Below are 15,399 nucleotides of genomic sequence, written 5' to 3'. Positions count from 1 at the left end.
TCAATCCCTCAATGATGCCTGGAATCGCTCTTTTAATGCCTCTACACATTTTGCAACGGTAGCGGCCATCTCCTCTTCTTCGAGTGTACGGCCCGTATCCTGAAGGATAAGGCTTATGGCCAGGCTCTTGTAGCCATCGGCTACGCCCTTGCCACGGTACACGTCAAATAAGTTTACGCCAACTACCTGATTTGCGCCAACTTTCTTACACTCGGCCAAAACATCTGCTGCCGGGACGTTTTCAGCCACCACAACAGCGATATCGCGGCGGTTTGCCGGGAAGCGAGAAACGTCCTGCGCCTCAGGCACCACGCGGTCTGCGAGCTTGCTCCACAGCACCTCGAACACCACCGTGCGGCCGTTAAGGTCCAGTTTACGCTCCAGCTCCGGGTGAACAACACCAATGAAACCAATGCATTCACCAGCTAAATAAATGGCAGCACTTTGCCCAGGATGCAAGGCCGGATTTGCCTGCGCTCTGAATTCGATGTCTGAAAGTTTGCCGGTGAGGGCCAGAACGGACTCCAGATCGCCTTTCAGATCATAGAAGTCAACGGTGTTACGCGCCAGATCCCAGTGCTCTTCATAGCGGTTGCCGCAGATAGCCCCCGCCAGCATAAGATCCTGACGAATCCCAAGGTCTGCCTGAGTATCAGGCACAAAGCGCAGGCCAGACTCAAAAATACGCACGCGGCTTTGCTGGCGGTTCTGGTTATAAACCACGGTGGTCAGCAGGCCACTCCACAACGACAGACGCATAGCGGACATGTCGGTAGAGATCGGATTAGGAAGAATCAGATTTTCTTCGCCAGGGTGCAGAAGCTGCTGAATTTTCGGGTCGACGAAGCTGTAGGTAATGACTTCCTGGTAACCTTTGTCCACCAGCATGGTTTTCACACGCTTCAGAGAGAGGTCGGCTTCGCGATGGGTGCCCATCACAAGGCCTGCCTGTACCGGGCTGTTTGGAATACTGTTGTAGCCGTAAACACGGGCCACTTCTTCCACCAGGTCTTCTTCAATTTCCATATCGAAACGCCAGCTTGGCGCCACGGCGGTCCACTGCGCCTGACCTTCGGTCACTTCGCAGCCCAGACGACGCAGAATGTCGCTGACCTGAGCATCTTCGATGTGGTGACCAATCAGACGGTCCAGTTTGCTACGACGAAGCGTGATCGTGGCGCGCTTAGGCAGGTGCGCTTCGCTTGTGACATCGATAACCGGGCCAGCTTCGCCGCCGCAGATATCCACCAGCAGGCGGGTCGCTCGCTCCATCGCTTTGTACTGCAGCGCTGGATCGACGCCGCGCTCATAGCGGTGAGAAGCATCGGTATGCAGACCATGACGACGCGCACGACCGGTGATGGACAGCGGGCTGAAGAAGGCACATTCCAGCAGTACGTTCTGAGTTTCGTCGTTAACGCCTGAATGCTCGCCGCCGAAGATACCGCCCATGGCCAGCGCTTTATTGTGGTCAGCAATAACCAGGGTGTCGGCGTTCAGCTTCGCTTCGCTGCCGTCCAGCAGGACCAGGGTTTCGCCCTCTTCCGCCATACGCACGACGATCCCACCTTCAATGCGGTTCAGGTCGAAGGCGTGCATCGGCTGGCCAAGCTCCAGCAGTACATAGTTGGTCACGTCAACGACCGCATCAATGGAACGGATGCCGCAACGGCGCAGCTTCTCTTTCATCCACAGCGGCGTTGGTGCCTTAACGTTGATGCCTTTCACGACGCGGCCCAGATAACGTGGGCAAGCTTCTGCGGCGTCTACGCGAATAGGCAGCGTGTCATTGATCGTCGCGGCAACGGCGGTAATTTCCGGCTCAGCCAGGGGCAGCTTGTTCACCACCGCCACGTCGCGAGCTACGCCGATAATACCGAGGCAGTCGGCACGGTTTGGCGTGACGCTGATTTCAATGGTGTTGTCGTTCAGCTTCAGGTACTCGCGGATGTCGGTACCGATTGGCGCGTCTGCCGGCAGCTCGATGATGCCATTGTGGTCATCAGAAATACCCAGCTCGGAGAAGGAACACAGCATGCCTTCGGATGGCTCGCCGCGCAGTTTCGCCGCTTTGATTTTGAAGTCACCCGGCAGCACGGCGCCAACGGTCGCCACGGCGACTTTCAGACCCTGACGGCAGTTTGGTGCGCCGCAGACGATATCCAGCAGGCGATCGCCACCGACGTTAACTTTTGTTACGCGCAGTTTGTCGGCGTTCGGGTGCTGACCGCATTCAACCACTTCCCCGACCACAACGCCGTGGAAAGCTCCTGCGACGGCGTCGACACCGTCAACTTCAAGCCCGGCCATGGTTATCTGGCTGGAAAGTTCGTCACTGTTGTTGGCTGGGTTTACCCATTCGCGTAACCAGAGTTCACTGAATTTCATTGGATATCCCGCCTTTATTTGAACTGTTTGAGGAAACGTAAATCATTTTCGAAGAATGCACGCAGATCGGTTACGCCATAGCGCAACATGGTCAGACGCTCCATGCCCATACCGAAGGCGAAGCCGGAGTAAACTTCCGGATCAATGCCCACGTTACGCAGCACGTTCGGATGCACCATGCCGCAGCCCAGCACTTCCAGCCACTTGCCGTTTTTACCCATAACATCCACTTCTGCGGACGGTTCGGTGAACGGGAAGTAGGACGGACGGAAACGAATCTGCAGGTCTTCTTCGAAGAAGTTGTTCAGGAAATCGTGCAGCGTTCCCTTCAGGTTGGTGAAGTTGATGTTGGTATCAACGATCAGGCCTTCCATCTGGTGGAACATCGGGGTGTGGGTCTGATCGTAGTCGTTACGATAGACGCGGCCCGGGGCGATAATGCGAATGGGCGGCTGTTTGTCTTTCATGGTGCGGATCTGCACGCCAGAAGTCTGGGTACGCAGCAGACGGGTGGCGTCAAACCAGAAAGTATCGTGGTCCGCGCGCGCCGGGTGGTGACCAGGAATATTCAGCGCATCGAAGTTGTGATAGTCATCTTCGATTTCAGGGCCGGTCGCTACGGTGAAGCCCAGCTCGCCGAAGAAGCTTTCGATACGGTCGATGGTGCGGGTTACCGGGTGCAGGCCACCGTTTTCAATCCGGCGACCGGGCAGAGAAACGTCAATCGTTTCCGCAGCCAGACGCTCGTTCAGCGCAGCACTTTCCAGGTCAGCTTTACGGGCATTCAGGGCTTCCTGAACCTGCTCTTTAGCTTCGTTTATCACCGCGCCCGCAGCCGGACGGTCTTCCGGTGGCAGCTCACGCAGGGTGGTCATCTGAAGGGTCAGGTGCCCCTTCTTCCCTAAATATTCGACGCGTACGTTATCTAACGCGGCAACATCATGGGCATCGTTTATGGCTGCTTTGGCACTGGCAACCAGCTCTGCGAGATGTGGCATGGTATTCCTCTTATGCCGGCAAACTGCCGGGGTAGTTGGTCTGATTCGAAAACGAAACGCAAAAAAAAAGCCTCCGTACAGGAGGCTTTCGGCGCTGTTTTTCGTTTCTTTTCTTACGCGCAAAGCCCCCTGAGTCAGGCGCTAAAGTAAAAAAAGAAGCGGAAAATAGCAGCATTCATGCTTGCAGTTACCTTATTTTGACAAATTTCGCTTTGGCTATTGAACGAGCTACGGCGTTGAAAGTCAATAAATTGATTGTGTTATGCCCTAATAATTCGATTTGTAGTAAGGCGACAAGCTTGATTATCCCCGGGAGCTTACTTAAGTAAGTGACTGGGGTCAGCGAGTGCAGTTAACGCAGCTACAGATTGAAGTATGACGGGGATAAATTAAAAGAGGGAGCAAGCTCCCTCTTATAACTGGCTTATGCCAGAGCTGCTTTCGCTTTCTCAACCAGGGCAGTGAATGCCACTTTGTCGAATACGGCGATGTCAGCCAGGATCTTACGGTCGATTTCAACAGAGGCTTTTTTCAGGCCGTTGATGAATTTGCTGTAAGAGATACCGTTCTGACGAGCTGCAGCGTTGATACGTGCAATCCACAGCTGGCGGAACTGACGTTTACGTTGACGACGGTCGCGGTAAGCGTACTGACCAGCTTTGATAACAGCCTGGAAGGCAACGCGGTATACGCGAGAACGCGCACCATAGTAACCTTTAGCTTGTTTGAGGATTTTTTTGTGACGAGCACGTGCAATTACACCACGTTTTACGCGAGCCATTTAGCTCTCCTGTTTCTATTCTGAATTAATTAAAAAAAGTTTACTTATGCGTACGGCAGACAAGCGACAACCAGGCCCAGATCCCCTTTGGAGACCATGCCTTTCGGACGCAGATGACGTTTACGTTTGGTAGACTTTTTAGTCAGAATGTGACGCAGGTTAGCGTGCTTACGCTTAAAACCGCCAGAAGCAGTCTTTTTGAAGCGCTTAGCGGCGCCGCGTACTGTTTTAATCTTTGGCATTTCAATTTCCACTTCGCATTGTTAATAAAACGAACCAGTAGGCGAACAAAACCCGCGAGGCCGAAGCCCCGCGGTATGTTACTTGATGGCCTTACTGTTTCTTCTTCGGAGCAAGCACCATGATCATCTGGCGGCCTTCGATCTTCGTTGGGAAGGATTCGACCACTGCCAGTTCACTCAGATCGTCACGGACGCGGTTAAGCACTTCCATACCAATCTGTTGGTGTGCCATTTCACGCCCACGGAAACGCAGGGTGATTTTGGCTTTGTCTCCGTCTTCCAGAAAGCGAACCAGGCTGCGGAGTTTTACCTGATAGTCGCCATCATCGGTACCAGGTCGGAATTTAATTTCCTTAACCTGAATAACTTTTTGCTTCTTCTTCTGTTCCTTAGAAGATTTGCTTTTCTCGTAGAGGAACTTGCCGTAGTCCATGATGCGGCAAACAGGCGGCTCGGCGTTTGGACTGATTTCTACTAAATCAACCCCAGCCTCTTCGGCTTTTTCTAAAGCTTCATTCAGACTGACAATACCAATCTGCTCGCCATCAATACCGGTCAGACGAACCTCAGTGGCACGAATCTCTCTGTTAATGCGATTAGGACGCGCCGGTTGAACTCTTTTTCCGCCTTTAATACTTTATTCCTCCAGTTGATGAAGATTGCGGCTGCGAATTTCTTGCTGCAGCTTTTCAATCAATTCGTTGACGTCCATGCTCCCCAGGTCTTTGCCGCGGCGGGTACGAACGGCAACTTTGCCTGCTTCGACCTCTTTATCGCCACAAACCAGCATATAAGGGACACGACGTAACGTGTGTTCACGGATTTTAAAGCCTATCTTCTCATTTCTCAAGTCTGCTTTTACGCGAATGCCCGCATTTTGGAGTTTACGAGTCAATTCGTTAACGTATTCTGCCTGGCCGTCGGTGATATTCATCACCACCGCCTGCACTGGAGCAAGCCAGGTTGGGAAGAAACCAGCAAACTCTTCAGTCAGAATACCGATAAAGCGTTCCATTGAACCTAAAATGGCGCGGTGAATCATTACCGGCACCAAACGCTCGTTATTTTCGCCAATATAGGAGGCGTTCAAGCGGGTTGGCAGGGAGAAGTCAAGCTGAACGGTACCGCACTGCCACGCACGATCCAGGCAGTCATACAGCGTGAACTCAATTTTCGGGCCGTAGAATGCACCTTCACCCGGCTGATAGTCAAACGGGATATTGTTTTCCTGCAGCGCAACGGCCAGATCCGCTTCCGCGCGATCCCACATTTCGTCACTGCCGATGCGTTTTTCCGGACGGGTAGACAGTTTCACCACGATTTTCTCGAAACCGAAGGTGCTGTACATGTCGTATACCATGCGGATGCAGCTGTTTACTTCATCACGAACCTGCTCTTCAGTACAGAAGACGTGGGCATCGTCCTGAGTAAAGCCGCGCACACGCATCAAGCCATGCAGCGCGCCTGAAGGCTCATTGCGGTGGCAGCTACCAAATTCCGCCATACGCAGCGGCAGGTCGCGGTAGGACTTCAGGCCCTGGTTGAAGATCTGCACGTGGCCCGGGCAGTTCATCGGTTTGATGCAGTATTCACGGTTCTCGGAAGAGGTGGTGAACATCGCGTCTTTGTAGTTGTCCCAGTGGCCAGTTTTTTCCCACAGGACGCGGTCCATCATGAACGGACCTTTCACTTCCTGGTACTGGTACTCTTTCAGCTTGGAACGAACGAACACTTCCAGCTCGCGGAAAATAGTCCAGCCGTCGTTATGCCAGAACACCATACCCGGCGCTTCTTCCTGCATATGGTACAGGTCAAGCTGCTTGCCGATTTTACGGTGATCGCGCTTGGACGCTTCTTCCAGACGCTGCAGATAAGCATTCAGCTGCTTTTTGTCCGCCCAGGCGGTGCCGTAGATACGCTGCAGCATCTTGTTGTTGCTGTCACCGCGCCAGTATGCGCCGGAGGTTTTCTGCAGCTTGAAGTGATGGCAGAAACGCATGTTTGGCACATGTGGCCCGCGGCACATATCCACGTATTCTTCATGATGATACAAACCTGGTTTGTCATCATGGCTGATGTTTTCATCAAGAATGGCGACTTTATAGTTCTCACCGCGATTGACGAAAGTCTCACGCGCTTCCTGCCAGCTCACCTTCTTCTTGATAACGTCGTAATCTTTCTCGGCCAGCTCGTGCATACGCTTCTCGAGCAGCTCAAGATCTTCCTGCGTCAGGGTGTGGTCCAGATCAACGTCGTAGTAGAAACCGTTGTCGATAACCGGGCCGATCGCCATTTTAGTGTGCGGCCACAGCTGCTTGATGGCATGGCCCAGCAGGTGAGCACAAGAGTGGCGAAGAATTTCCAGACCCGCTTCGTCTTTAGCGGTGATAATGGCAAGCTTCGCGTCGTTTTCGATAATATCGGAAGCATCAACCAGTTCACCGTCTACGCGGCCAGCGATACAGGCTTTGGCAAGACCTGGACCGATATCCAGCGCAACGTCCATTGGGCTAACGGGTTTGTCGTAATGGCGTTGGCTGCCATCAGGAAGAGTAATAACAGGCATGTTAAGTCCTTATCTGCAGTGGTGACCCACACGAAAGATCACATACAGTAGAGAAATTGGATTTAGAACAACTCGTTGCGTAACCATTTGACCAACAATCGCCGAATTGGTACGCAGTCTGGTGTACAAATGAAAAATGGCATCGCTGCCATCTCACCTGAACTGTAGATGGTAACACTAACGCATAGGGGAATACATCCCTTGTTGCCAGGAACACGCTTGATAAATAAGGCTGCCATCTGCCTTTCTCAAGGCATGTTATGCCGCTTTGCTTTTCTCTTCCACCAGCACCAGCGGGCATTTTTTTACCTTACAGGCCTGGGAGTATGCCAGTTCGCAAACCGCACAAAGATCCCTTAGTTCCGACTCATATTCGTATTCCATGAAATAACGAAAGGTCCCGCCGCCGGACTCAGTGCGCCAGAATCGCTGCGGCTCCAGTATTTCATCAAGCTGCCTGAAGGTCAGGGCTGAAGGGTTATGAAACCCTACTCGTACGCGATAGATAGTCATGCACGATTATTCTCAGGGCACGATGCAGTTTGCCAGGCGGTTTTGGTTCTCAAAAAGATAGGAAAAAACGAAGAGCGGCCACACGAGGAAAAAACAAAGCCGGATAGTATCCGGCTTCCTAATCTTACATCTTATATCCGAGCGTAATTTGCGTACGTCTGTCGGTATGGTTTGGTGCAGTAGACGGCGGATCGGAGTTCCAGGTCACGTTGTAGCCTACTTTCAGGCCAAAGTGCTCACTGATGGCCACATCCAGCGCCGTTTCGGAGTTCACCGTGGTATCGTCACTGCCCAGCACGGACACGCCCTGAATAAATTTAGCGTTGTCGGTTAGCTGCCAGTTGTAAGTCGCAGACGCATAGCCCAGCGCCTGAGTCTCGTTGTTACCATCGGTAAATTCGTCATAACGAACACCTGGACCGAATTCCACACGCAGACTGTGAACCGGGCCGTTCAGCAACTGACGACCATAACCCGCGGTGAATACATCGCGCGCATGATAGCCGTTGTACCGGTCAGTCAACCAGCTTGCCTGACCAAAGAGATAGTCATAGTCAGTCATGTTGTAACGACCACGCCCACCTGCTGAGTATTTCTCAGAAGAGCGCACATCGTTGGAAGAGGTGTTACTGGCGGTACCCCAAATTGACCAGGCGGTAGCCGTGTTGTACCAGGTCATATTGGTGTTAGCAGTCAAGTTGGAACTTTTGGTATTGCCTGCCTGCGCAAGATAGCCTGCATTCAGATTACCTTCGAAGGGTTTCTTCGCGGTAGTCGGGTCATCCATGACAGTAAATACTGAGTCATCTGCCACTGCGAAGTGGCTAAAGAACGCTCCACCGGTGAGTAAAAGTGCAACCGGCACTGTCTTTAAAAGCTTCATTTATTAATCCGTACAACACAAAAAAGAAACCACTAAGGTTCCGGAATCTTTCCACGGGATCAAATCGAAGCCGCCCCGGAAAGGTTACAAATTATAAAAACTCCGCAATAACATAGCAATGGATTCTTGTTTCATTTTTTGTATAAGAGAGCTCTTAAAATATCTTTATTTTCATAAGGATACGAAGGTTATGATTTTTGGATAATCATTCGATAAATCATGATTTTAATTAACATTTCACTTCCCGCTTCGGTGCTACGCTTTAGGACAATGGCTAAAAAGGAGGAGACATGACCGCTATTTTTACACTCACCCTCGCCCCTTCCCTCGACAGCGCCACCGTCACGGCGCAGATCTACCCTGAAGGGAAACTTCGCTGCACCTCACCCATTTTTGAACCCGGCGGCGGCGGCATAAACGTTGCCCGTGCCATTGTGCATTTGGGGGGGCATGCCACGGCGATATTTCCGGTTGGCGGCGCGACTGGCCAGCATCTTCGCGATCTGCTGCTTGAAGAACATGTCACCGTGGACACCGTAGAAGCAAAAGACTGGACTCGCCAGAATTTGCACGTTCATACCGAATCTACTGGCGAACAATATAGATTTGTTATGCCCGGAGCCGCCCTGACGGATGATGAGTTCCTGCAGCTGGAACAAAAAGCGCTGGCCCTTCATCGCGGCGATATTCTGGCAATCAGCGGCAGCCTGCCGCCGGGCGTTGATCTCAAAAAGCTTTGCCATCTGGTAAAAACGGCTCAGGAAAAAGGCATACGCTGCATTGTGGACAGTTCAGGTGAGGCGCTGAAAGCCACACTCACGTTAGGCGACATCGAACTGGTGAAGCCAAACCAAAAAGAGCTGAGTGCCTTAGTTCAGCGCGAACTTACGCAGCCGGACGACGTGCGTGCTGCAGCTCAGCACCTCGTGGACACGGGCCAGGCAAAACGCGTCGTGGTTTCTCTGGGAGCACAGGGAGCCCTGGCGGTGGATGCACACGAATGCGTACACGTTGTGCCGCCGCCGGTTAAAAGCCAAAGCACCGTCGGAGCAGGGGACAGCATGGTTGGTGCCATGACGCTCAAGCTTGCGGAAAACGCGCCTCTGCTGGATATCGTTCGCTATGGAGTGGCTGCCGGCAGTGCCGCTACGTTGAACAAAGGCACCCGCCTCTGCTCGCTGGAAAATACGCAGAAAATTTACACCTGGCTACGAGGCTAACGTTTCGTTGCATAATAAACGGGCTGCCGCGGGGCGAGAATATCGCCATTCCGGCAGCATGAACTATGCTAAATCCTTCAGGATAACAACGGGGTGACTATGAGCGATGTTGAACGCTATGTGATAACGGTGCAATTTGCGGAACAAAGCCTGGCCGACATCAACGAGCTGAACAACCAGCTCACGCGCGGCGGCTTTACCCTCACGCTCACCGATGATCAAGGCAAAATTCACGAACTTGGCCCGGGCAGCTTCGGGCTAATCAGCCCGCTTGACGAACAAGAAGTTGAAGCCCTGGCCAGAGGGTTGGGAGCAGTGGCGTTGGGAACGGAGCCTGCTGTCGTTGTTACACGCTGGGAAATCTGGCAGAAACAAAAGTAAGTAGTGGCCGGGGTTGTGCGTCAGCGCGTGTTTTTGCCCCGCAAACGGCGATAAGCTATTGATTGCAGTGTCTACCAGCAAACCTGGGGAGAAAAGTCATGTGGCAAGCCATCCGTCATTTGTTAAGCGAGCAGTTGGGCGAAGCAGAGATTGAACAGCGCACTGAACTACCCGGCGGCGAAATTCACGCGGCATGGCATATTCGTTATGCGGGCCACGAGATTTTCGTCAAGTGTGACGAACGAGAAATGTTGCCCATCTTCACGGCAGAAGCCGACCAGCTAGAGCTACTGTCGCGAAGTAAAACCGTCAGAGTACCCAAAGTCTGGGCTCTCGGCAGCGACAGAGATTACAGCTTCTTGCTGCTGGAATTTCTGCCTTCTAAACCCCTTGATGCCCATAACGCCTTTCTCCTCGGTCAGCAACTGGCCCGGCTTCATCAATGGAGCGACCAGCCGCAGTTCGGTCTCGACTTCGATAACGATCTCTCTACCACACCGCAGCCCAACGCCTGGCAGCGGCGCTGGTCGACCTTCTTTGCCGAACAACGCATTGGTTGGCAGTTGGAAATGGCGGCAGAAAAAGGTATCGACTATGGCGATATTGATTTGATCGTTGATTTTGTCCAACAGGCGCTGGCCTCTCATCAGCCCCAGCCTTCGCTGCTGCACGGCGATCTCTGGTCGGGCAACTGCGCCCTTGGGCCTGACGGGCCCTTTATTTACGACCCCGCCTGCTACTGGGGTGACCGGGAATGCGACCTGGCCATGCTGCCGCTGCACACCGACCAGCCGCCACAAATTTACGACGGCTATCAATCCGTATCGCCGCTGCCGACAGGCTTTCTCGACCGCCAGCCCATTTACCAACTGTATACCCTGCTTAACCGGGCGATTCTGTTCGGCGGGCAGCACCTGGTGACGGCGCAAAAAGCGCTGGAGAAAGTGTTAGCGGTGTAAAAAGCGGGCCACTCCTGGAAGGCGTGGCCGTTATTTTATAAAAAGCCGAGCAGCTTGAAGAAGAAATAGCCCACCACGATGACAATCACCGGCAGGATATAGAGCGGGAAAATCTGCAGTAAAATCGTGTGATGCGGTACAACCACTTTCGCATCGAGCTGCGCCTTGCTGAGTCCATCCGGCCCTTTCGCCTGTTCAAGAATCAGCTGATCCTGCACGCCCTCGCGCAGGAATTTCGCCTGGCGGCTCATGCGAGCCCCGGAGTCCTGTAGCGCCAGTCCGATAAAAATCAGCGCAAATATCAGCCAGAAGAAAATATTCACCTGGCCGTTAAAATCCGGCAGCGGCGAGTTGTACCAGAAGAGATTCAGGAACGGCGTATTAAAACGCATCATCTCAATCATCACGTGGGCGAAATCCATCATCACGGCGTCAATGCCCGGCTGTTTTTCACTGTGCTGATACATAAATTTCAGGACGGAAATCACCGTCGACAGCAGCGCCGGGATAAAAATAACCCAGCCCGCCACGCGCTTTAAAATCGCAATGCGTCCAGCTTGTTGATACGTCATGCACTCCCCTTTATTAGGACGTAACGTTATACGCTCAAAGTCTACCCTGTGTGGCGCTATTTCGCCTGAGCTTTGCGGGCTAAATTCGCAAAAGCGGTAGCTTCGGGCTTCGTTTCCGGCTAAAGATACACAAACATTTTATTTTGACGAACAGAAAGGAGTCATTTTATGGCCGAAACGCGCCAAATCCTTGCGGCAATTTTTGATATGGATGGGCTGCTGATAGATTCAGAACCGCTTTGGGATCGTGCGGAGCTGGACGTGCTGGAGAGCATCGGCGTCGATATTACGCGTCGTCATGAACTGCCCGATACGCTGGGATTACGCATCGACCTGGTGGTCGAACTTTGGTATTCGCGCCAGCCATGGACCGGACCATCACGTGAGGATGTGACCGCGCGCGTTATCGAACGCGCTATTGCGTTGGTTGAAGAACAGCGCCCGCTGCTGCCTGGCGTTGTTGAGGCAGTGAAGCTTTGCAAAACGCTGGGCCTGAAGGTTGGCCTGGCTTCCGCCTCCCCGTTGCACATGCTGGAAAAAGTGCTAGAAATGTTCGATCTGCGCCAGTATTTCGACGCTATCGCCTCAGCCGAGCATCTACCTTACAGCAAACCGCATCCGCAAGTTTATCTGGATGCTGCCGCCAAACTGGGAATCGACCCGCTATCCTGCGTGACGCTCGAAGACTCCGTCAACGGCATGATAGCCACCAAAGCGGCACGTATGCGCTCCATTGTGGTGCCTGCCGATGAGAACTTTGCCGACCCACGCTGGTGTCTGGCGGACGTCAAACTACCTTCGCTGGTTCACCTGACCGAAGCAAGCCTGAAAGGCTAAACCTGTTGGGCGGTTCAGGCCGCCCATCTTCCTGACAAAATGTTACACCGTCACCGCTTCCGAATACTGTACAAAAACCCTATACTGGATGAATCGACAGTTTCTTCATTCAGGTTGTATCATGACGGCGGAAGGCCACCTGCTCTTTTCTATTGCCTGCGCAGTTTTTGCCAAAAACGCCGAACTGACGCCCGTTCTCGCTCAGGGGGACTGGTGGCATATTGTGCCGTCCGCAATTCTGACCTGCCTGTTACCGGATATTGACCACCCCAAATCCTTCCTGGGCCAGCGGCTGAGCTGGATCTCAAAACCGGTGGCGCGAATGTGCGGCCATCGGGGCTTTACCCACAGCCTGTTTGCGGTGTTTGCCGGGCTGGCGCTGTTTTACCTCAAGGTACCGGAAAACTGGGTTATTCCGGCGGATGCGCTGCAGGGCATGGTGCTGGGTTATTTGAGCCATATCCTTGCAGACATGCTGACCCCTGCCGGGGTGCCGCTATTGTGGCCGTGCCGCTGGCGTTTCCGTTTCCCCATCGTCCGCCCGCAAAAAGGCAATCAGCTCGAGCGCGCCCTGTGCATGGCGCTGTTTGGTTTTGCGGTATGGATGCCCCAAAGCCTGCCCGAAAACGGTGCAGTGCGCTGGTCTTCGCAGATGATAAATTCGCTGCAAACCACCTTTAATAGCTTCATAACTCACCAGACTGAGCGTTAAACAGCCAATATCATTCATTTTGTAATAATCAATTCCTTTTGAATATAAGCCAACACCCTGCCATCTGTTACGCTTTGCAACATAACGGTCGCCCATGCGCGGCCGCGTGACAATAAATCAGGAGATACGGGGATGAATTTTCCACTGGTAGCGAACATTGTGGTGTTCGTTGTATTGCTATTGCTGCTGGCACAAACTCGCCATAAGCAATGGAGCCTCGCCAAAAAAGTGCTGGCAGGTCTGGTACTGGGCGTGATCTTTGGCCTGGCGCTGCACACTATTTATGGTTCCGACAGCGCAGTGCTGAAAGATTCCATTCAGTGGTTTAATGTGGTCGGGAACGGCTATGTGCAACTGCTGCAGATGATTGTTATGCCGCTGGTCTTCGCCTCAATCCTGAGCGCCGTAGCCAAGCTGCATAATGCGTCTTCGCTGGGGAAAATCAGCGTTCTGTCTATCGGTACTCTGTTATTTACCACGCTGATTGCCGCGCTGGTCGGGGTGCTGGTCACCAACCTGTTTGGTCTGACCGCAGAAGGTCTGGTTCAGGGCAACGCAGAAAACGCCCGCCTGGCGGCGATTCAGTCCAGCTACATTGGTAAAGTTGCAGACCTGACCGTCCCGCAGCTGATCCTCTCCTTCGTGCCGAAAAACCCGTTTGCCGATCTGACCGGTGCCAACCCGACGTCTATCATCAGCGTGGTAATTTTTGCTGCCTTCCTGGGCGTCGCGGCGCTGAAGCTGCTGAAAGATGATGCGCCAAAAGGCGAGCGTGTGCTGGTAGCTATCGACACCCTGCAAAGCTGGGTCATGAAACTGGTTCGCCTGGTAATGCAGCTGACGCCATACGGCGTGCTGGCGCTGATGACCAAAGTGGTAGCAGGTTCAAACCTGCAGGACATCATCAAGCTGGGCAGCTTTGTGGTGGCATCTTACCTTGGCCTGGCGATTATGTTTGGCGTTCACGCGATTCTGCTGGCGTTCAACGGCGTTAGCCCGGTGAAATACTTCCGCAAAGTCTGGCCGGTGCTGACCTTCGCATTCACCAGCCGCTCCAGCGCGGCGAGTATCCCTCTGAACGTGGAAGCGCAAACCCGCCGTCTTGGCGTACCAGAATCTATCGCCAGCTTCTCAGCCTCCTTCGGTGCAACCATCGGCCAAAACGGCTGTGCGGGCCTCTATCCGGCTATGCTTGCCGTGATGGTGGCGCCGACCGTCGGGATTAACCCGCTGGACCCTGTCTGGATTGCAACGCTGGTAGGGATTGTGACCGTTAGCTCCGCTGGCGTGGCCGGCGTGGGCGGTGGTGCAACCTTCGCTGCGCTGATTGTTCTGCCAGCAATGGGGCTGCCGGTAACGCTGGTCGCACTGCTGATTTCCGTTGAGCCGCTGATTGATATGGGCCGTACCGCCCTGAACGTTAGCGGGTCAATGACCGCCGGGACCATTACCAGCCAGTTGATGAAGCAGACTGACAAAGAGATTCTGAACAGTGATGATGAAGTGGAATTAGCTCACCGTTAATCTGAACTGAAAAACAAAAAGGCCGCTAATGATAGCGGCCTTTTTTTATACTTCGTTTTCCTGTCGAACCTGTTTTGCCCAGCGCTGTGCCGACTCGGGCAGAGTAAACGGCGGCGACTGGCGGAAGGCATCACCCAGTAAAACAAACGCTACATACTGCCCGCGCAGCAGATAGACATCTTTAAACCCGTCTACTCGCCACGCATGAGCAGGCGGCGCTGGCTCCACGCGAGGCGTGTAGGTAATGATTGGGCGAGTATTCGGTTGGCGCAGTGGTTTCATAGGCAACGGGATTTGAAATGAATTAGTGAACAACCTCACCATGATAGCGGATCTCCCCCTTCTTCGTCGCCCCCTCTTCTCTGTCTCCGCCTGTAAGGTAAAAAAAGCCCGGCGCAGAGACTGCTGCCGGGCTCTTTAACGCGGAATAACTTAGGCTTTAGGTGCCTGCGGGTCGGTGTCGTATTCAGCACAGGTCTGGTAGCCGGAGTTCATCACGCGACCGGTGTCATCCAGTGCAACAAAGTAGGTTTCAGCTTTGCCGTTACGCTGGCCCAGAATATAGGTCTGGCAGGTGCCTTTGGCGTGGATCATGGTTATTTCGGAAGACGGTTTACCCGCAATCTGCTGCACCTGGGCACGAGTCATGCCTTTTTTCACATCTTTCACCACCGGCTCAGTCACCAGATCTTTGGTACGATCGTAAGCGGTACACCCTGCCAGCATAGTCATTACCGCTGCCGCGCCTAAAAATCCTGCAAATTTATTATTCATAATTATCCTCATCAATGAATGTATTGATCCTGCGTGTTAGATAAGCCTG

General features: G+C 53.2%; 18 protein-coding genes and 1 other annotated feature. Of the genes, 6 read left to right on the top strand and 12 right to left on the bottom strand.

Going from position 1 to position 15,399, the window contains the following annotated elements:
* The 9 genes from pheT to LH23_RS14355 form a co-directional block, all read right to left on the bottom strand.
* Positions 1-2,388: a phenylalanine--tRNA ligase subunit beta gene (gene pheT, locus LH23_RS14390; protein ID WP_039292363.1), complete on the bottom strand. Its 2,388-nt coding sequence runs from the start codon at positions 2,386-2,388 to the stop codon at positions 1-3.
* A gap of 14 nt (positions 2,389-2,402) precedes the next feature.
* Complete coding sequence (pheS, locus tag LH23_RS14385; RefSeq protein WP_039292361.1) at positions 2,403-3,386, bottom strand: phenylalanine--tRNA ligase subunit alpha; 984 nt, start codon at positions 3,384-3,386, stop codon at positions 2,403-2,405.
* 60 nt (positions 3,387-3,446) lie between these two features.
* Positions 3,447-3,570: a sequence feature (Phe leader region), on the bottom strand.
* A complete protein-coding gene (pheM, locus tag LH23_RS23995) occupies positions 3,521-3,565 on the bottom strand; it encodes a pheST operon leader peptide PheM (RefSeq protein WP_106120997.1) in 45 nt (14 codons plus the stop codon). It overlaps the preceding feature by 45 nt.
* 240 nt (positions 3,571-3,810) lie before the next feature.
* A complete protein-coding gene (gene rplT / locus LH23_RS14380) occupies positions 3,811-4,167 on the bottom strand; it encodes a 50S ribosomal protein L20 (RefSeq protein WP_000124850.1) in 357 nt (118 codons plus the stop codon).
* A 44-nt stretch (positions 4,168-4,211) separates the two neighbouring features.
* Entirely contained in the window at positions 4,212-4,409 is a 198-nt protein-coding gene (gene rpmI, locus LH23_RS14375) for a 50S ribosomal protein L35 (protein WP_006118955.1), read from the bottom strand.
* A gap of 91 nt (positions 4,410-4,500) precedes the next feature.
* Positions 4,501-5,043 (bottom strand): translation initiation factor IF-3, encoded by a 543-nt coding sequence (gene infC / locus LH23_RS14370; protein ID WP_071530481.1) that lies wholly within the window; start codon positions 5,041-5,043, stop codon positions 4,501-4,503.
* 3 nt (positions 5,044-5,046) lie between these two features.
* Positions 5,047-6,975: a threonine--tRNA ligase gene (thrS, locus tag LH23_RS14365; RefSeq protein ID WP_039292358.1), complete on the bottom strand. Its 1,929-nt coding sequence runs from the start codon at positions 6,973-6,975 to the stop codon at positions 5,047-5,049.
* Between the two features lie 258 nt (positions 6,976-7,233).
* A complete protein-coding gene (locus LH23_RS14360; RefSeq protein WP_039292356.1) occupies positions 7,234-7,488 on the bottom strand; it encodes a hypothetical protein in 255 nt (84 codons plus the stop codon).
* Between the two features lie 124 nt (positions 7,489-7,612).
* A complete protein-coding gene (locus tag LH23_RS14355; RefSeq protein WP_039292354.1) occupies positions 7,613-8,371 on the bottom strand; it encodes a DUF481 domain-containing protein in 759 nt (252 codons plus the stop codon).
* Between the two features lie 290 nt (positions 8,372-8,661).
* On the opposite strand from LH23_RS14355, the gene pfkB reads away from it, so the two are divergent.
* The 3 genes from pfkB (at position 8,662) to LH23_RS14340 (ending at position 10,931) form a co-directional block, all read left to right on the top strand.
* Positions 8,662-9,591 carry a 6-phosphofructokinase II gene (pfkB, locus tag LH23_RS14350; RefSeq protein WP_039292352.1) on the top strand — a complete coding sequence of 310 codons (930 nt, stop codon included), beginning with the start codon at positions 8,662-8,664 and terminating at the stop codon, positions 9,589-9,591.
* A gap of 99 nt (positions 9,592-9,690) precedes the next feature.
* On the top strand, positions 9,691-9,972 hold the full coding sequence (gene ghoS, locus LH23_RS14345; protein ID WP_039292350.1) for a type V toxin-antitoxin system endoribonuclease antitoxin GhoS: 282 nt from the start codon (positions 9,691-9,693) through the stop codon (positions 9,970-9,972).
* A 98-nt stretch (positions 9,973-10,070) separates the two neighbouring features.
* Positions 10,071-10,931, top strand: a complete 861-nt coding sequence (locus tag LH23_RS14340) for a fructosamine kinase family protein (protein ID WP_039292348.1) — start codon at positions 10,071-10,073, stop codon at positions 10,929-10,931.
* A gap of 35 nt (positions 10,932-10,966) precedes the next feature.
* Here the strand turns inward: LH23_RS14340 and LH23_RS14335 are convergent, their stop codons facing one another.
* Entirely contained in the window at positions 10,967-11,503 is a 537-nt protein-coding gene (locus tag LH23_RS14335) for a YniB family protein (protein WP_039292345.1), read from the bottom strand.
* Positions 11,504-11,671: 168 nt separating this feature from the next.
* Between LH23_RS14335 and hxpB the strand changes: the two genes are divergently transcribed.
* From hxpB to LH23_RS14320, 3 genes are all read left to right on the top strand, one after another.
* Positions 11,672-12,340, top strand: a complete 669-nt coding sequence (gene hxpB / locus LH23_RS14330) for a hexitol phosphatase HxpB (protein WP_039292341.1) — start codon at positions 11,672-11,674, stop codon at positions 12,338-12,340.
* A gap of 121 nt (positions 12,341-12,461) precedes the next feature.
* Positions 12,462-13,052, top strand: coding sequence for a metal-dependent hydrolase (locus LH23_RS14325; RefSeq protein WP_039292338.1), 591 nt, complete (start codon positions 12,462-12,464; stop codon positions 13,050-13,052).
* Between the two features lie 132 nt (positions 13,053-13,184).
* Positions 13,185-14,576, top strand: a complete 1,392-nt coding sequence (locus LH23_RS14320) for an L-cystine transporter (RefSeq protein ID WP_039292335.1) — start codon at positions 13,185-13,187, stop codon at positions 14,574-14,576.
* Positions 14,577-14,621: 45 nt separating this feature from the next.
* Here LH23_RS14320 and cedA read toward each other — a convergent pair whose 3' ends face one another.
* The gene (gene cedA, locus LH23_RS14315) at positions 14,622-14,858 is read right to left on the bottom strand and encodes a cell division activator CedA (RefSeq protein ID WP_039292334.1); all 237 of its coding nucleotides are present in this window, start codon (positions 14,856-14,858) and stop codon (positions 14,622-14,624) included.
* A gap of 150 nt (positions 14,859-15,008) precedes the next feature.
* Positions 15,009-15,350 (bottom strand): osmotically-inducible lipoprotein OsmE, encoded by a 342-nt coding sequence (gene osmE / locus LH23_RS14310; protein ID WP_008456607.1) that lies wholly within the window; start codon positions 15,348-15,350, stop codon positions 15,009-15,011.
* Positions 15,351-15,399 lie beyond the last annotated feature (49 nt).

Origin of the sequence: Cedecea neteri (genome assembly GCF_000758305.1) — a bacterium.
Classification (GTDB): domain Bacteria; phylum Pseudomonadota; class Gammaproteobacteria; order Enterobacterales; family Enterobacteriaceae; genus Cedecea; species Cedecea neteri_C.
The sequence above is the reverse complement of the archived record's forward strand: the minus strand, read 5'-3'. Positions and strand labels throughout refer to the sequence as shown.